Below are 16,854 nucleotides of genomic sequence, written 5' to 3' on the forward strand. Positions count from 1 at the left end.
CTCCCTGCCTCTCCGTTATGCTTCGAAACTACTTCCACATCGCTATCCGCAACCTCAAGCGGAATCCGCTTTACAGCCTGCTTAACATCGGCGGACTGGCCGCCGGGCTCGCCGTCAGTATCCTGATCGGCCTGTATGTGGCACACGAATACAGTTTTGACCGGTTCCATCCCGAGGCGGAGCGGATTTTCAAGACATTGGGACGGGCGCAGTTCGGCGAGCAGACCATCCAGACCACGGCCATGTCGGCACAGTTCGGATACCGGACCAAACAGGCGCTGCCGCAGCAGGTCGAAAACTATGTCCGTATCCGCAATGCGCCGCGGGCTGTCCTCCAAACCGACGCCTCATTTCATTCGTTTGAGGATAAGCTGGCTTTCGCCGACGAATCTGTCTTCAAGGTTTTTCATTTTCCGCTGGCGAAAGGAAAGCCCTCGCTTTCCCGGCCGAATACCGTCGTTCTTTCTGAAAAACTGGCCTCCAAATACTTCGGGAAAACGGATCCTGTCGGGAAAACCCTCACCCTCGACGGCCACATCCCCCTTGAAATAACCGGAGTGATGGAGAATATTCCCTCCCGCTCAACTCTTCAGTACGACGCGCTGATTTCTTTCGATACCCAGAAAAACCTGGGGGACGAAGGCCTCACCCAGCAACTGACGAATACCCGGGTACAATTCGGGTCGTTTGAAACGTACTTCTTACTTCGTTCGGGCGAAGCGAAAACCGCCGTTGAACGTGCCATTCAGCGCCTGCAACAACGCGAAGAGGGCGAACGCCGTGAAAAGCCGGATACCTTCACGCTCGAAAAACTGACCGACCTGCACCTCAACGGCAGTATGCAGGACCACAGCCAGCAATACCACCGCCTGTTTCTGGGTATTGCGGTCGCGATACTCCTCCTGGCGCTCATCAACTACATGAACCTCACCACGGCCCGTGCCACGCGACGGGCGCGGGAGGTAGGTGTGCGCAAGGCGCTCGGCGGGTTGCGATCCGACCTGATTGCGCAGTTTTACACCGAATCCGCGCTGATGACGCTGCTGGCGTTCGGCCTGAGCCTGCTGCTCGTCGAAGGGCTGCGTCCGGTGTTTTTCGGATTGCTGGAACTGCCGATCGACGATACCTTTTCCCGCCAGCCCCTCTTCTGGAGCGGGATTATCGGTCTGGCAGTGATAACGGCCCTGCTGGCCGGCAGTTATCCGGCCCTGCTTCTCTCCGGATTCATGCCGGCGAAAGTACTGAAGGGCAGTTTCCTGAAGACAGAAGGCAACCGCGTCCGGCAGTCGCTGACGGTCTTTCAGTTTGCGATTTCGGTCGGATTGATTGTTTGTACCCTTGTCGTCAAACAACAACTGGATTTTCTGCGGAAGCAGTCCCCGGGCATTGAACGCAGCGGCGTCGTCGTTGTGCCGCTGCCGGAATCCCTGGCGCCACGTTACATCAGTTTCCGGAACGAGCTGCGGCAGCAACCTGGTATTCAGGAGCTTTCTGTAGCAAGCTGGCCGCTGTACAAGTCAGGCGTAAACGCCTATTTCGTCAAAACGAAGAAAAACAAGGAGGTCTTTTTCTGGACGACAGCTGTAGACGAAGCCTTTTTCAGCACCCTGAATGTACCCTGGAAAATCCGGCCGGCGGCTACCCGGACGACCGCCTACCCGCTCGTCATCAACGAATCTGCAGTATCCCAACTGGACCTCAACCGGCAGGCGGTCGGCGAAAAAGTAGACCTCGCCGGGCATTTGCAGGAAGTAACGGGCGTCGTGGCAGATTTTCACCTGTTTTCGGGGAAAGGAAAAATGGGCGGACTGGGTATGCAGGTGGTGCCGGATACCTCGCGGGCGCTCGTCGCGCAGGGCGGGTGCCTGTACCTGAAGCTGCGACCGGACGCGGATGTACCGCGGACGCTGGCGGCAGTCGGCCGGGTATTCGCCCGTCACGAAAAGACCAATCCCTTCGAGTACTACTTCCTCGACGAAGCCTATGACGCCCTCTACAAAGCGGAATCCAAGCTCAGTTCCATGCTGGCAGTATTTACCGGTATAGCTATTCTGATTGCATGCCTCGGGCTTTTCGGGCTGGCGGCGTTTTCGGTGGAGACCAGAAGAAAGGAAATCGGTATCCGGAAGGTACTTGGCGCCGGTGTATCGGGTATTCTTTTCCTGCTTTCGCGGGATTTCCTCCGTCTGGTACTGATTTCCAATCTATTAGCCTTTCCGGTGGCGTGGTACTTCCTCGACAGCTGGATCAAGGACTACGCCGTTCGCATTCCCATTGGCTGGGTATGGTTTGCGGTGTCCGGGTTGCTGGCCCTGACCGTGGCCCTGCTGACGGTCGGCGCGCAGGCACTTCGGGCTGCACAGGCGGATCCGGTGAGGAGTTTGAGGGCGGAGTGAGGTCGTGGCGGAATAGCCGGTGGTTGAGCCCCGTCGAAACCGGCGTGGCGAGTCTGTTTTGAATGAAAAAGGGACGGCTGCCGGAGGTTTCGACGGAGCTCAACCACCGGGAGAGAGTCCCGCCATAGCAATTGCCCCATGCCCAAAATTCCCTACCTTGCCACCCTAACGCTAATCAAATCCTCAACCAATGAAAAAGCTCGTACTGGCTGCCGTCCTCGGCCTGGCCTCACACGTTTCAATGGGCCAGGCTGCCACCTGGAAAGTGGACAACAACCACGCCAAAGTAGGATTTACCGCCACGCACCTCATGATCTCCGACGTGGACGGTTATTTTAAAAACGTTACTGCCTCGATTGTGACCGACAAACCGGATTTCACCGACGCAAAAGCTGAATTTACGGCTGATGTCTCGAATGTATCAACCGGTATCGAGCAACGGGACAACCACCTCAAAAGTCCCGATTTCTTCGACGCGGCCCAGTTTCCGACCCTGTCGTTCAAAAGCACCTCCTTTACCAAAACTGGCACCAACCGCTACGAAGTAAAAGGCGACCTGACCATGCACGGCGTCACCAAGCCCGTCACGCTGCAGGCCGAAGTCCGCGGGCCGATCGAAAGCCCGATGGGCAAGAAACCGACAGTAGGTTTCCGGGTCAGCGGGACGGTCAACCGGCTTGATTTCGGAATCGGGGCCAAATTCCCGGAAACCGCGGTGGCCAATGAAATCGTGCTCCGCATCAACGCCGAATTCGTCAAACAACCCTGATTTCAAAAAACCCCGGCCTCCGCAGACCGGGGTTTTTCCTTTTTCCGCCTTCTTTTTTTACCTTGACGGGGCAGAGCCAACCGCAAGCAATCATGGCTTTTATCGACTATTACCAGGTACTGGGACTGACCAAAGACGCGAGCGAAGACGACATCAAGAAGGCCTACCGGAAGCTGGCCCGTAAATACCACCCCGACCTGAACCCGAACGATCAGGAAGCGACCAAAAAATTCCAGCAGGTCAACGAGGCCAATGAAGTCCTCAGCGATCCGGAAAAACGCAAAAAGTACGACCAGTACGGCGAGCATTGGGAGCATGCCGATCAGTTCGAGGAGGCACGCCGCGCGCAACAGAGCAGCCGGCCCGGAGGCAGTAGCACGGGCGGAGGAGACTGGTCGGCCGAAGGCTTCAACGGCGATAATTTCTCCGATTTCTTTCAGTCCATGTTTGGCGACATGGGCGGCGGCGGTCGTAGGCAAAGCCAGGCTCGGTTTAAAGGGCAGGACTACCACGCCGACCTTCACCTGGGGCTTCGCGAAGCGGCAGAAACCCATAAACAGACCCTGACCGTCAACGGGCAGAATATCCGCATTACCATTCCGGCAGGCGTCGCGCATGAGCAGGTCATCCGGCTGAAGGGCTACGGCGGCCAGGGCGTCAACGGCGGGCCGAACGGCGACCTGTACATTACCTTTAAGATCGAAGAAGATCCCGTATTCAAGCGGGTCGGAAATGACCTGTACGCGACTGTCGACCTCGACCTGTACACCGCTATCCTCGGCGGCGACGTGATTATCGATACGCTCGGCGGCAAGGTCAAAGTACCCGTGAAACCGGAAACGCCCAACGGCACAAAAGTCCGCCTCAAGGGCAAGGGTTTCCCCGTTTACAAAAAAGAAGGGGAAGCCGGCGACCTGTTTGTGACCTGGTCTGTCAAGCTTCCGACTCAACTTTCCGACGAACAAAAAGCACTTTTCCGGCAATTGGCAGAATCCTGACGCATATGGAAACGGAACAATGGATAACGGTCGTCGAATGCAGCCGGCACTATCAGATTGAGGTGTCGTTTCTGGAAGAACTCGGCGAATACGGCCTCATCGAAGTAGTGGTGCAGGAAGAGGTACGCGGCCTGGAAATCGGGCAGCTCGCCCGCCTCGAAAAGCTCATCCGCCTGCATGACGACCTGAATATCAACATCGAAGGACTGGACGCGGTGATGCACCTCATCCAGAAGCTCGAAGACGTACAAAACGAATTATCCCATCTCAAAAACCGGCTGCGGCTGTATGAGCATTGAGCGGACCGCCCGTGCCTCCGGCATAGATCTCCTCCGGGGAATCGTCATGGTCGTCATGGCGCTCGATCACACGCGGGAGTACTTCCACATCAACGCGTTTTTCGAAGATCCGCTGGACTTTACCAAAACCACGCCGGTGTTGTTTCTTACCCGGTGGATTACGCATTTCTGTGCGCCGACGTTCGTGCTCCTCGCCGGTATGTCGGCCCGCCTTTCCGGCAGCAGGAAGCCGGATTCCGAGCATAGTACTTTCCTCATTACCCGCGGGTTATGGCTGATTTTACTGGAAGTAACGATCGTCAATTTCGGCCTTTGGTTTAACCTGAGCTACTCCCAGACCCTGCTCCAGGTCATTTGGGCCATCGGGTTCAGTATGGTCGTACTCGGGCTGATGGTACGGCTCCCGTTTCCGACGACGATCCCGGCGCTCGCCATTTTCCTGATTTTCGGGCATAACCTGCTGGATAATGTCAGCGCGCCCGAAGGTTCGGTTCTCGCTGTTTTGAAAACGCTCCTTTTTCAACCGGGGGTATTGCCCGTCGGCGAAGGGAAAATCGTTATTTCCGGCTACCCTGCCCTACCGTGGACGGGTATTCTGCTCGCCGGATACTCCCTTGGCAGCCTGTATTTCCGGTCGGTTTCAGTCATTCGCCGCAAGCGGATACTGCTTTGGACGGGCGTGGGCGCGGTAGCCGGTTTTGTCCTGCTGCGGCTGCTGAATAGCTATGGCGATCCGTCGCCGTGGAGCCGGCAGTCGACCGGTATTTTTACCTTTCTGTCGTTTCTCAATACCACCAAATACCCGCCGTCGCTGCTGTTTACGCTGATGACGATCGGCCCGGCACTGATACTGCTATCAGTATTCGAGGGCAAAACCAGCTTCCTGTCGGTTTACGGACGCGTTCCCCTGTTCTACTTCATCGTGCATTTTTACCTGATCCATCTTCTCTCGGTGGTATTTATGCTGATTTCGGGGATTTCCTGGTCCGACATACACTTTACCAACGGAACGGGCGGCGTTGTTCAAAACCAGGGCGTATCATTAGGCTGGGTATATGTGGTATGGATCGCCATCGTGGCAAGCCTGTACTTTCCCTGTAAAGGGTATGCGGGCTTCAAAAGCCGCCAAACCAGCCGGTTATGGAGCTACCTCTGACCCGCGCTTCCCGCTCCGGCGATAGGCCAGGTAAAACACCTGAGGCAGGACAAGGAGCGACAGAATCATACAGATGATCAGGCCGCCGACAATCATAATCGCCAGGGGCTTCTGGATTTCGGAGCCCATGCCCGTGGACATTGCCGCGGGCAGCAACCCCGCCGAACCCATTACTGCGATCATGAATACCGGGCGTATCCGGGAATAGACGCCTTCTTCAATCGCTTTCCTCAGCGGGACTTTTTTCCGGAGATATTCTTTCATCACGCCGATGAGGATGATGCCGTCGATTGTACCTACGCCGAAGAGAATGATAAACCCGATTCCCGCCGAGATACCGAAAATCGTGTGCGTCAGGTACAGGGACAGAAACCCGCCGACAAAGGCAAACGGTATGGTAATGAGGGATATCAGCGTGTCTTTCAGGTTTCCGAAGTTGAGGTATAGCAGGAAAAATATCATCAGGAGGGACACCGGTACGATGACCGTCAGCCGACCCGTAGCCCGCTGCTGGCTCTCAAATTCTCCCGCCCATGTCATGCGGTACGAATCAGGCAGGGTCACCTTTTCAGCCACTTTTGCCTGCGCTTCGGCGATGGTACTGCCGAGGTCGCGGCCGCGGACCGAGAACCCCACGCCGATATACCGGCTGCTGCCTTCCCGGTAAATAAACGCCGGGCCGGTATGAAAGGAAATATCCGCGATTTCGTACAAGGGTACTTTGGACGTTCCGCTGGCCGGAACCAGAATCGCCGCGATCTCCTTTTCCGACTGCCGGTATGGCCCTGCATAGCGTATCCGGATATCAAACAGCCGCTCGTTTTCGTAGAAGTGAGACACGGCTTTCCCGCCGATAGCCATTTCAATCACCGATTGCGCATCTGCCATGCTGACGCCGTAGCGGCCCATGCGCTTTTCATCCAGCTTGATCCTGAGTTCCGGTGCGCCGATATTCCGGAAGACGTTAAGATCTTCAATACCTTTCACATCCCGGATGGCGTTGGCTACCTGATCGGCGGTTTTTTCCAGTTGGAAGAGATCATCGCCGAATACCTTGACAACCAGCGCACTTTTCACGCCTGCCACGTATTCTTCCACATTGTCCATGATCGGCTGGCTGAAGCTGAAAATCGTGCCGGGGTACACGCGCAGCGACTGCTCCATTTCGTCGAGAAGCTGTTCTTTGGAAATCTTCCGCTTCCATTCTTCTTTCGGGAAAAGCTGGACGTGGAATTCGATGTTGAAGAAACCGGTCGGGTCGGTGCCGTCGTTCGGCCGGCCGGTCTGTGTGAGAACAAACCGTACTTCTTCGAATTTCCGGAAACGGGCCTTCATCTCCTTCGTCAGCCGCACGGATTCATCCAGGCTGACGCTGTTAGGCAGCGTCGCCCGGACATACAGCGCACCTTCGTTCAGCTTCGGAATAAACTCCGACCCTAACCGCCCGAAACTCAGCACGCAAACCGCGAACGCTACCGTGAAGACGGCAATCGTCGCCTTCGGAAAACGAAACGCTCCCCTGAACAGCCGGAAAATACCGTTCCGGAAAAATTCGGTCACGGGGTTTTCCCGGTCCACGATATTCCGGGTCAGCAGGACCTTACACATCGCCGGCACATACGTGAGGCTGAGCAGCGCCGAGCCGATGAGGGCATAGCCGAGCGTGAAAGCAAGCGGGGTAAACATCTTTCCCTCGACCTTCTGGAAGGTAAAAATCGGCAGCAGGGCCACGATCAGGATAATCTGGGCGAAGAAGATGGACTTGGCGACGGTCCTCGCGCTCTGCTTGATGATACCGAGCTTGGAGATTTTGTTGAACCGCTCCATGCCGAGCTCGTGTGCGCGCCGGTCGAGCCCCACAAATACCGTCTCCACCATCACCATCGTTCCTTCGAGCAACAGTCCGAAATCCACCGCCCCGATGGAAATCAGGTTGGCCGGTACCCCCTGTATCCGCAGCATGATGATGGCGAAAAGAAAGGCCAGGGGAATGACGGAAGCGACGATGACCGTCGTCCGCCAGTTCACCAGAAACAAAAACACAAAAACCGACACCAGGACGATCCCTTCTACCAGGTTGTGCGTCACGGTGTTAACGGTGGTTTTGACGAGCTCCGACCGGTCGTGAAACGGCTCCAGCTTCACGCCTTTCGGCAGGATACGGCTGTTAAGGTCGTCGATGCGGGTTTTCAGGGATTCGATGACCTTGCTGGGGTTTTCTCCCCGGAGCATGATGACGACGCCTTCGACGAGGTCGTCTTCATCCTGCAAGCCTACCTGCCCGAGGCGGGGTTTGGCTGTTACGACGACTTTCGCTACGTTTCCGACGGTCACCGGCGTACCGTTGACATCTTCGATCAGAATATTCTCGATATCCGCGGTACTTTCCAGCAGGCCGACGCCGCGAACGGCATAGGCCTGATTGCCCTTCGTAATGACATCCCCGCCGACGTTGATATTGCTGCGCGCCAGGGCTTCGTAAACGTCCAGGGAGCTGAGGTTGTAGTTGGCGAGTTCGACCGGATCGACCTGCACCTCATATGTTTTCTCTTCTCCACCGAAACTGACTACCTGCGCCACGCCCGGTACGGATACCAGTTCCCGCTCCACGACCCATTCCTGCAGCGCCGAAAGCTCCCGGATGGGCAAATCGCCCTTCAGAACGTAGCGGAAGATCTCGCCCGTCGCACCCGCAGGCGGTTCGATACCCGCGTCGGCGCCTTCCGGCAGTTCGACATTCCGGATACGGTTCGACGCATATTGCTGGGCGTAAAAATCCTCTACTCCGTCTTCAAAAAGAACCGTCACCACCGATAACCCGAACAGGGAAACCGACCGTACTTCCGTTTTCTTCGGAATGGTATTCATCTCCCGGGTAACAGGCAGGGTAATGAACTTTTCGACCTCCTCGGCGCTGCGGCCGGGCCACTGCGTAATGATCCGGACCCGGGTATTCGTGACGTCCGGGAAGGCTTCAATCGGGGTATTCAGGTAGCTTGCGACCCCTCCGGCGACGAGCAGGAACGTCAGAAAGAACACCAGCAGGTGGTTCCGGAGGGAAAACGCGACGAGTTTCTCAACAAACTTGGACATGTCTTCAGAAATTGGCGAACGGGGTGAGGTTCGCTAGTTGCCGCCCTTGAGGCGGTTATAGACGAGCAGGGAATGCCGGGTCAGTACCGGCTCCCCGGGCTGGAGAGCGCCGTGGAAATAGGTAGAATCGGCCGACTGAAACAGCGGGCTGAAACCGATCAGCCGCGCGTCGCAGGCGCTGCCATACCGCACGACGAAGTACCGGTCGTTGTCAAAAACCACCGCCCGGGTCGGTACCGCGAGCGTGGTTTCGTTCCCCGGTTTTCTGACCCGTACCATCACAAACATTTCGGGCTTGAGCAGCAGGCCGGGATTATCCAGGAAAATCTGCGCTTTCAGTACCCGCTCCTGCGGATCGAAGACGCTCGAAAAGCGGTTGATTTTTCCGTGGAAAACCGTGGACGGATAGGCCGTCGTCGTAATCTCTACCGGCATTCCTTCTTTAATCAGGTCCAGCTGCCCGGCGTAGACGTTGGCCGTCACCCATACTTGCCGCAGGTCGGAAAGGGTATAGAGCGGATCGGCGCCGGCTTCGACCTGCTGGCCGGGGACGACGTTCTTTTCGACAATGTAGCCGTTGGAAGATGCCCGGATCAGCAGGACGCCGCGTTCCATATTTCCACCGTACAAATCCAGCGCTTCTTTGGCTTTCCGGATACCCTGGCGGGCTGTTTCGACCTCGCTTTCGGCCTGTACCAGGTCCCGATCGGAAGCGAGCTTGTCGGCATGCATATCCTGCGCCGAAGCAAGATTCCGCTCCGCCAGGCGCAGCGCCGCTTCCGCTGTCCGCAGTTCAGCCGACAGGTTACTCAGCTCCGCGCTGCGTATTTCGAGCAACACCTGCCCTTTCCGGACATAATCGCCCAGACTGAACTTTACTTCGCTTACTACTCCGGCCAGCAGCGGCACAAACCGCACGACCTGGTCGGGATTGTAGCTGACTTTTCCGGTCAGGGATATCTTCTGGATTGGCTGCGCGACCTGAACGGGCGCGGTTTCGATGCCCGGCGTTTCGGTCAGACAGGTGTCTTTCGCGGCTGCCGCTTTCTGCTGCTCCTGCGGCGGGGAGTCACAGCCGCCAAGCATCAGCGCCGGCAGCAGGAAAAGGATCATGGCTCTGCTCATAACAAATCAGTACCTGCCAGGTAGTTTAGTTCTTCGAGGGAAAGGCGGAGATCTTTGGCCGCGCCCAGGATCGTCTCCCGGTTCTCGCGGAAAGCCTCGAAATAGTTCAGGAACTCGATAAGGGTCAGGTTTTTACGCTGGAAGTTGCGGGCAACGGAGCCGCTTAGTTCGGCCAGGTCACCGAGATAGGAAGGGTCGAGGCGCTCGTAAAAATCGCTCGCCGCCACAAAGCGCGCATAGGCCCGGAAAAGCTGGTTCTGCCAGTCGGCCCGTACTTCCTCCAGCCGGTACCCGGCTTTTTCGACTTCGATCTTACTGGCCAGGATATTGCCCTTGTTCCGGTCGAATACGGGAATATCCGCCGATACGCCGAAGCCGAGAAAATCCAGCATGGTATTGCCGTTGCGGTCGTACCCGGCGTTGACGGTGATATCCGGGACCTTCTTCGCCTGCTCGTAGCGGTGCTGGGCCTCGGCATACCGGATATCGGCCCGGGCCCGCTGAAGGCGCGGAGGCTCTTCGCCGGCTGTCTCCCGGAAGAGGGCAAAGCCTTCTTTCTTCAGTTTTTCGTAGGAAGGGAGGGTAGGGCCATCGGTAAGGATGAGGTAGGTTTCCGGCGGAAGTACCAGCAGGGTCTTCAGGCGCTGCTGGGATTCCTGAATTTCAGCTTCTTTCGTCACCAGCGCGCGCCGCCATTCGAGGTCCAGGGACTTCATCCGGAAGAAATCGGCTTTGGATGAATTGCGAAGCTCATATTGCCGTTCCTGCGCTTTCAGGACGTCCTGCAGCCAGGTCAGCTGTTCTTCGAGGAGGCGTTTTTCCTGCTCGTCGTACGACAGTTCCGTAAGCAGGTTCCGGAATTCCGTTTTGACGGATAGCAGCGTTTCCAGAAATCCCTGTTCGGCCTGCTCCCGCCCCGCCTGCTCGATGGCAACGCGCTTCCGCCGCTTACCCGCCGTTTCAATGAGCTGGTCGAGGTCTAACGCGAATTGCTGGTTTTTTCCGAAGGTTTTTCCCAGAGGCGGTACTACTACCTCTCCTTTCGTCTGCCGGGAGGTAGCCCAGAGGTTCACCTGATCGATTCCGAAATGCGGATTCGGCCAGGCTTTTGCCTGAATGATCCGGGCTTCCGCCTGGGAAATGGACCGCTTTTCGGCCAGCAGGGTCAGGTTCCGGGAAAGAAAACGCTGCTCGGCATCCACACGGGAAACGCGCAGCGTATCTGCTCCCGACGCCGCCTGCCCACACAGCAGGAGAAGAAAGAAAATCGTTAATCGCATGCCACAAAACTCCGGCAGTGCAATTAGAGCGGGTTAACAGGCAGATTAAAAGCGTCTTGGAAACAGGTTAGAAAACCTTAATCTACCGATGAAACCGGATCAGAAAGACGCTTCCTTTTCCGGGTTCGGAGGTCAGTTCAAGGGAAAAGCCGTGTAATTCGAGAATACGGCGGACCAGCGGTAGGCCCATGCCATGACCGGGTACCGTGCCGGCATTCGATCCGCGGAAAAAGAGATCGAACACGGCCTGCTGCTCGCCTGCCGGAATGCCGGAACCGTGGTCTTCAATCCGTACTTCCGGCCCGTTGTCGTCGTATACCCGTACTTCTACCGACCGGTTGCCGGAGAATTTCACGGCGTTTTCCAGGATGTTTTTCAGGACGATGGCCAGCAGCCCCTCGTTTCCACGGACACGAAGCCAGTCGGCATTTTCCTTTTCCGTTTCAATTTCGACTTCAATCGGATGCTGCGGATAGGTATAGGCAAGCTTGCCCAGGACGTCCCAGAGTATTTCATCAATCTGGACATCCTGCACCGGAAAGGACTCTTCTGAATCGAGATTCGACAGCAGCAGCAGGCCTTCGAGAATGGATTGCAGGTGCTCGGCGTCGTCAAGGGCATTGCGGAGAATTTCCCGGTATTCAGCTTCCGGGCGGTTTTCCTGAAGACTGACCTGCAAATTCCCGATCAGCGCTGCCAGCGGGGTTTTCAGCTCGTGTGAAGCATGACGGACAAATAGCTTCCGGCTCCGGACGCCCGTTTCCAGCCGGTTGAGAAAGTGATTGAACGTTGCGATGAGCTGTTGCAACTCATCCCGGCTGCCGCTACGTTCCGGCAGGCGCAGGTGCAGGTTGTCCGTCGAAATACGGTTGACATGCCGGATTGTTTCCGCAAAGGGCCGGAATGTACGCCGGGAAAGCACCGCATTCAGCAGCAGGTTGAGCCCGATTCCCCCGAAAAAAAACACCAGCATCGTCAACGCCAGCGTTTGCAGACGGCTTTCGCCGGTAGCATCCACACCCGACGCGACGATGACGAAATCACCCTGGTTATCCTGGTAGAAAATCCCGACGGCCTGGCGGTCGCCGGCATAGAAATTCCGGCGGCCCGCCGCCGCGATTTCCCGTACCTGCGCCGGGCTCAGGGGCGCAGATGGGCCGTGATCTTCGAAAATCAGCTTCTGCTCCCGGTCGTATACCTGTATAACTTCATCAGTCAGCCGTACCTGGTACACCGACTCTTTGCGGGCATAGTTCTGCCGGGTCGCTTCGTCTTTCTCGAAATAGACGAACCCGGCAATCAGCGCCCGATCGGCCAACTTATTGAAAAACAGGGTCTGGGTATGTTTTCGGAAGGCGATATAGGTACCGGTGAAGACCACAGCCAGCGTCACGGCAAAAACGAACGTCGATTGAAAAGTAAGGTTTCGTCTCAGGCTCATGGCGTCAGCGGGCGTTATCTCCGAACGCTTCGAAGAGGTATCCCCTGCCCTTGATGGTCTGGATAAACTTGACGTCGAAGTCTTTGTCGATCTTGTTGCGGAGGTAATTGATATACACGTCGACGACGTTCGTCCGGGTATCGAAGTTGAGGTCCCAGGCCGCTTCGGCGATTTCTGCCCGGGTCACTACCTTTTCCCGGTTTTGCATCAGAAACAGCAGCAGGCGGAATTCGCGCGGGGAAAGGGTAATCTCCCGGTCGCCGCGCCGGACCTGATGCCGGTCCGGGTCTACAACCAGGTCGTGGTACACAAATTCGTGGTTGTTCTCCCGTTCAAACTCCTTCCGGCGGATCTGTGCCCGGATCCGGGCGATGAGTTCGAGGAAATTGAAGGGTTTGCCGAGGTAATCGTCGGCGCCGGCTTCGAGTCCCTGTATTTTTTCTTCCGGGGAATTGAGGGCGCTGAGCATCAAAACGGGCGTGGTAATACCCCGCCGGCGGATGATTTTGCATACTTCGAACCCGTCGATATCCGGGAGCATGACGTCGAGTATGATCACGTCGAAGGTCTGCGTCGTCGTTTCCTGAATAGCGTCATACCCTTTCGCTACCGGATGTACGCTGAACAGTTTTTCCTTCAGCCCTTTTTCCAGAAAGGAAGAAACACGGGTATCGTCTTCCACCAACAAAATTCTCGACATACTGTTCCGGGTTTGTGCCGGCCGGCATAGTCCGCGTTCGGTTCCGGACGCGGACTGTCCGATACCGGACAAATCAAAAATCATATTCCACTGATTATCAGAAAATTAAAAACTATTTTTTCTTCTGGCACGACCTTGGAAAGAAGAAAGGCAAAGCCATGAAAACCAACAAGGGCCCCGGTCAGAACCTGTTTTGTACCGGGGCTTTTATTTTCAGGGACGGGAGGTCCGTTCCGGCGAAAAATCAGCTACCGTGCAACATACAGGAGATTGCTCCTGTCTTTGCCCCACAGATCAAACAACGCGTCTATGAAAACCTCTCTTTTACTTCCACTTCTTTTTTTTATTGCCGGCCCGATTGCAGCGCAAAACCAGAACGACGACGATCCTCCGTACAAAACCGAAACATTTACCGGTAATGTGAGTAACCTGAAAGTCGACGTATCCGGCGGCAGCATCCGGGTGGAAGGCGGCGACCGCAAAGATGTAAAGGTGGAAATGTATGTCCGCCTGAACAACTGGCCGGCGAATAAACTCGATAAAGCTGAAATCGAGAAACGCCTCGACGACTACGAAGTTGTCATGAAAACCGAAGGCAATACCGTCGTACTTTCCTCCCGCATGAAAGAAGGGCGCCGCTGGGATAACAACCGGAATATCAACATCGGCTTCAAAGTCTTTACGCCGATGTCCTTCGCCACCAACCTCCGCACCAGCGGCGGCAGTATTCACCTCACGCACCTGACAGGTATTCAGAACTTCCAGACCAGCGGCGGCAGCCTGCACGTGACGGACGTAGCCGGTACCATCGACGGGCGCACGAGCGGCGGCAGTATTCACCTGCAAAACTGCAAACAGGATATCCGGTTGCAAACCAGCGGCGGCAGTATTCACGCCGAAGAACTGGACGGTACCATCGACCTGAAAACCTCCGGCGGCAGCGTCAACCTCGACCGTCTGAAAGGCAAAATCGCAGCCGTAACCAGCGGCGGCAGTGTCAAGGCATCTGATATTTCGGGCGAGTTCGTTACCCGCAGCTCCGGCGGATCGCTTCATCTCCAGCGGATTGAAGCTTCTCTGGAAGCGGAAACCAGCGGCGGCAGCCTCGACGTAGAAATCACGAAGCTCGTCGGCCATGTCAAGCTTCGGGCATCTTCCGGTAACATCCGCCTGGATATTCCGGAAAAGGCAGGCGCCGACCTGGATATCCGCGGCAACCGTGTGAAAATTCCCCTGTCCCAGTTCCGTGGTGAAACGGACGATAACCGGGCCGTCGGCAAGCTCAACGGCGGCGGCGTACCCGTGACGGTTTCCGCCAGCGGCAATGTGACGGTTTACTGATTTCAGCGGAAAGCTGTTAATTCCTGTCCGAAAGCGTACACCTGATTGTACGTTTTCGGACATATTTATTTTATAACTAGTTGTTTTTCAGTGAATTACCAATACAACATCGGTATTGGCACACCTTTGGAACTCAGACAGACAAACCAAGAACCCTATGATTTCGCTTACTAACATCGAACGGTACTTTCAGAACGGCTTCACGAAAACCTATATCCTCCGCTATGTCTCCACGGAAATCAAAGAGGGGGAATTTGTCAGCATCATGGGCCCCTCCGGTGCCGGAAAATCGACCCTGCTGAACATCATAGGGCTGCTGGACCAGCCTACTTCCGGAGAATATCTCCTCTTTGACCAGCCGGTTCATAACCTGTCGGAACGCAAGCGTTCGGAGCTTTACAAGGCTGCCATCGGTTTCGTTTTCCAGGCCTACCACCTGATCGACGAGCTGACGGTTTATGAAAACCTGGAAACGCCGCTTTTGTATAAAAATGTCCCGTCGTCCGAACGGAAAAGCCGCATCGCCGATATCCTCGACCGGTTCAACATGGTCGCTAAAAAAGACCTCTTTCCAAATCAGTTATCCGGCGGGCAGCAGCAGCTGGTCGGCATCGCACGGGCGCTGGTCGGACAACCGAAGCTTATTCTGGCAGACGAACCGACCGGAAACCTCCAGTCAGCCCAGGCGGAGGAAATCATGCAGGTTTTCAAGCAACTCAATCAGGAAGGCGTCACGATCATTCAGGTAACCCACTCGGAAAAGAATGCGGCCTATGGCAACCGGATTCTGCACCTGAGCGACGGAAAAATCGTGCACGACGAGCACGTGACGACCAACGTATAATCTTCTATTCCCCATGAAAAAAATTATCCTCAGCGGTCTGCTTCTTCTCTCCTGGGCGACGCACGCGCAATCCAGGTTATCCCTGAAGGAGTCGATCGACATGGCTGTCCGGAACAACCTCACCGTGCGGCAAAACGAACTCCTCGTCGAGACCGCCGACAACAACCTCAGCCAGTCGCGCATGGCGATGATCCCTTCCCTTTCGGGCGGGGCCAGTCAGGCCATCAACTGGGGCCGGAGTATTGACCCGTATACCAACCTTTTTGTCACGCAGCAGCTGAAATCCTCCAATTTCAACATGCAGGCCGGCGTACCTATTTTCAGCGGGCTGCTGCTGCGCAATTCCATCAAGCAGAATGATTTATTGCTGAAAGCCTCCCAGCAGGACGTACAAACGGCCCGGGATCAGGTCATCATCAATACCCTCCTCGCGTACCTGCAGGTACTTTCCAGCGAAGACCAGGTAGAGCTGGCTACGCGTCAGGTGGAAGCGTCCAAACTGCAGCTCGAACGTACGTCCGAGCTCGTCAAAGCCGGAAACCTGGCGCCTTCAGACGAGTTTACGCTGGCGTCGCAGCTGTCGACTGACCAGCTCACGCTCGTCACCGCGCAGGGACAGCTGAAGCTCAACCGTCTTACCTTCTGGCAGACGCTGAACAACCCTTCCTTCCCCATTGATTTTTCGCTGGAGCGCCTGACAGCCGAAGGTGACATGGGCTATGCCACTTCTGCGACGCAGATCTATGAATCTGCCCGCCAGAACCTGGCCGTTTCCAAGGCCGCCGATCTGCGGGTGCAGAGCGCCGTGAAAGGTATCGATGTCGCCAAAGCGCGGCTCTACCCGCAGCTGTCGGCCAACGGATACATCAGCACCCGCTATTCCTCTACGGCCGATCTGGGCTATGGAGAACAGTTGAAGAACAATATTTACCGCGCCGTCTCGCTGGATCTGACGATTCCGATCCTCAATGGCTGGCTGAACCGTACCCGTGTTCAAAACGCTGTCGTTCAGAAGAAAACAGCAGAAGTACAGGCTCAGAACGTACAGGTACAGCTCAAACAAGGTATCGAGCAGGCCTATGCCAACCTGGAAGTAACGGAAATGCGGTACCGGGCGCTTGAAAATCAGGCGAAGAGCTTTGGAGAAACGCTTCAGTCGGCCGAAAGCCGTTTTCAGGCCGGTACCCTGAACGTCGTGGAGTACAACCTGGCCAAGACCAATTACGACCGGGCACGCCTCAGCCTTGTGCAGGCGCGTTACGACTATCTTTTCCGGGTGAAAATCCTGGATTATTATCAGGGAAAACCGCTGTTTTAGCGGTGGTCGGCTTTCGGCAATCGGCTTTCAACCAGATACTCGCATAGCTCACGGGTACGGTATTTCTCCGGCCGAAAAGTTGATAGCCGATGGC

General features: G+C 56.0%; 13 protein-coding genes. 8 read left to right on the plus strand and 5 right to left on the minus strand.

The genetic code is table 11. The features are described from left to right. The first annotated feature begins 17 nt into the window (after positions 1-17). The 5 genes from BLR09_RS07085 to BLR09_RS07105 all read left to right on the plus strand — a co-directional run bounded on the left by BLR09_RS07085 (position 18) and on the right by BLR09_RS07105 (position 5,618). Positions 18-2,396, plus strand: coding sequence for an ABC transporter permease (locus tag BLR09_RS07085; RefSeq protein WP_093199563.1), 2,379 nt, complete (start codon positions 18-20; stop codon positions 2,394-2,396). 190 nt (positions 2,397-2,586) lie between these two features. Beyond that, entirely contained in the window at positions 2,587-3,165 is a 579-nt protein-coding gene (locus BLR09_RS07090; protein WP_093199566.1) for a YceI family protein, read from the plus strand. Between the two features lie 92 nt (positions 3,166-3,257). Further along, positions 3,258-4,163 carry a DnaJ C-terminal domain-containing protein gene (locus BLR09_RS07095; RefSeq protein WP_093199567.1) on the plus strand — a complete coding sequence of 302 codons (906 nt, stop codon included), beginning with the start codon at positions 3,258-3,260 and terminating at the stop codon, positions 4,161-4,163. A 5-nt stretch (positions 4,164-4,168) separates the two neighbouring features. Continuing rightward, complete coding sequence (locus tag BLR09_RS07100; RefSeq protein ID WP_093199570.1) at positions 4,169-4,462, plus strand: chaperone modulator CbpM; 294 nt, start codon at positions 4,169-4,171, stop codon at positions 4,460-4,462. Continuing rightward, positions 4,452-5,618, plus strand: a complete 1,167-nt coding sequence (locus tag BLR09_RS07105; protein WP_093199573.1) for an acetyltransferase domain-containing protein — start codon at positions 4,452-4,454, stop codon at positions 5,616-5,618. The genes BLR09_RS07100 and BLR09_RS07105 overlap by 11 nt, the downstream gene beginning before the upstream one ends. Here BLR09_RS07105 and BLR09_RS07110 read toward each other — a convergent pair. From BLR09_RS07110 to BLR09_RS07130, 5 genes are all read right to left on the minus strand, one after another. Then, complete coding sequence (locus BLR09_RS07110; protein ID WP_093199575.1) at positions 5,601-8,711, minus strand: efflux RND transporter permease subunit; 3,111 nt, start codon at positions 8,709-8,711, stop codon at positions 5,601-5,603. The two genes, BLR09_RS07105 and BLR09_RS07110, sit on opposite strands and share 18 nt — an antisense overlap. Before the next feature lie 33 nt (positions 8,712-8,744). Further along, on the minus strand, positions 8,745-9,824 hold the full coding sequence (locus tag BLR09_RS07115) for an efflux RND transporter periplasmic adaptor subunit (protein ID WP_218126621.1): 1,080 nt from the start codon (positions 9,822-9,824) through the stop codon (positions 8,745-8,747). A gap of 8 nt (positions 9,825-9,832) precedes the next feature. Next, the gene (locus BLR09_RS07120; protein ID WP_093199580.1) at positions 9,833-11,116 is read right to left on the minus strand and encodes a TolC family protein; all 1,284 of its coding nucleotides are present in this window, start codon (positions 11,114-11,116) and stop codon (positions 9,833-9,835) included. 82 nt (positions 11,117-11,198) lie between these two features. Further along, entirely contained in the window at positions 11,199-12,557 is a 1,359-nt protein-coding gene (locus BLR09_RS07125; protein WP_093199583.1) for a sensor histidine kinase, read from the minus strand. Positions 12,558-12,561: 4 nt separating this feature from the next. Further along, positions 12,562-13,257, minus strand: coding sequence for a response regulator transcription factor (locus tag BLR09_RS07130; RefSeq protein ID WP_093199747.1), 696 nt, complete (start codon positions 13,255-13,257; stop codon positions 12,562-12,564). 309 nt (positions 13,258-13,566) lie between these two features. Between BLR09_RS07130 and BLR09_RS07135 the strand changes: the two genes are divergently transcribed. The 3 genes from BLR09_RS07135 to BLR09_RS07145 all read left to right on the plus strand — a co-directional run bounded on the left by BLR09_RS07135 (position 13,567) and on the right by BLR09_RS07145 (position 16,760). Beyond that, complete coding sequence (locus tag BLR09_RS07135) at positions 13,567-14,598, plus strand: DUF4097 family beta strand repeat-containing protein (RefSeq protein ID WP_093199586.1); 1,032 nt, start codon at positions 13,567-13,569, stop codon at positions 14,596-14,598. Between the two features lie 157 nt (positions 14,599-14,755). Next, complete coding sequence (locus BLR09_RS07140) at positions 14,756-15,442, plus strand: ABC transporter ATP-binding protein (protein WP_093199588.1); 687 nt, start codon at positions 14,756-14,758, stop codon at positions 15,440-15,442. A 13-nt stretch (positions 15,443-15,455) separates the two neighbouring features. Continuing rightward, complete coding sequence (locus BLR09_RS07145; RefSeq protein WP_093199591.1) at positions 15,456-16,760, plus strand: TolC family protein; 1,305 nt, start codon at positions 15,456-15,458, stop codon at positions 16,758-16,760. The last annotated feature ends 94 nt before the right edge of the window (positions 16,761-16,854 follow it).

This window comes from Siphonobacter aquaeclarae, assembly GCF_900103285.1.
Classification (GTDB): Bacteria; Bacteroidota; Bacteroidia; order Cytophagales; family Spirosomataceae; genus Siphonobacter; species Siphonobacter aquaeclarae.

What these genes read in the sequence shown, in the direction of transcription:
- BLR09_RS07105 (WP_093199573.1), top strand. Translation starts at nt 4,452, where the DNA reads ATGAGCATTGAGCGGACCGCCCGTGCCTCCGGCATAGATCTCCTCCGG.
- BLR09_RS07140 (WP_093199588.1), top strand. Translation starts at nt 14,756, where the DNA reads ATGATTTCGCTTACTAACATCGAACGGTACTTTCAGAACGGCTTCACG.
- BLR09_RS07090 (WP_093199566.1), top strand. Translation starts at nt 2,587, where the DNA reads ATGAAAAAGCTCGTACTGGCTGCCGTCCTCGGCCTGGCCTCACACGTT.
- BLR09_RS07115 (WP_218126621.1), bottom strand. Translation starts at nt 9,824, where the DNA reads ATGATCCTTTTCCTGCTGCCGGCGCTGATGCTTGGCGGCTGTGACTCC.
- BLR09_RS07130 (WP_093199747.1), bottom strand. Translation starts at nt 13,257, where the DNA reads ATGTCGAGAATTTTGTTGGTGGAAGACGATACCCGTGTTTCTTCCTTT.
- BLR09_RS07120 (WP_093199580.1), bottom strand. Translation starts at nt 11,116, where the DNA reads ATGCGATTAACGATTTTCTTTCTTCTCCTGCTGTGTGGGCAGGCGGCG.
- BLR09_RS07125 (WP_093199583.1), bottom strand. Translation starts at nt 12,557, where the DNA reads ATGAGCCTGAGACGAAACCTTACTTTTCAATCGACGTTCGTTTTTGCC.
- BLR09_RS07100 (WP_093199570.1), top strand. Translation starts at nt 4,169, where the DNA reads ATGGAAACGGAACAATGGATAACGGTCGTCGAATGCAGCCGGCACTAT.
- BLR09_RS07145 (WP_093199591.1), top strand. Translation starts at nt 15,456, where the DNA reads ATGAAAAAAATTATCCTCAGCGGTCTGCTTCTTCTCTCCTGGGCGACG.
- BLR09_RS07085 (WP_093199563.1), top strand. Translation starts at nt 18, where the DNA reads ATGCTTCGAAACTACTTCCACATCGCTATCCGCAACCTCAAGCGGAAT.
- BLR09_RS07110 (WP_093199575.1), bottom strand. Translation starts at nt 8,711, where the DNA reads ATGTCCAAGTTTGTTGAGAAACTCGTCGCGTTTTCCCTCCGGAACCAC.
- BLR09_RS07095 (WP_093199567.1), top strand. Translation starts at nt 3,258, where the DNA reads ATGGCTTTTATCGACTATTACCAGGTACTGGGACTGACCAAAGACGCG.
- BLR09_RS07135 (WP_093199586.1), top strand. Translation starts at nt 13,567, where the DNA reads ATGAAAACCTCTCTTTTACTTCCACTTCTTTTTTTTATTGCCGGCCCG.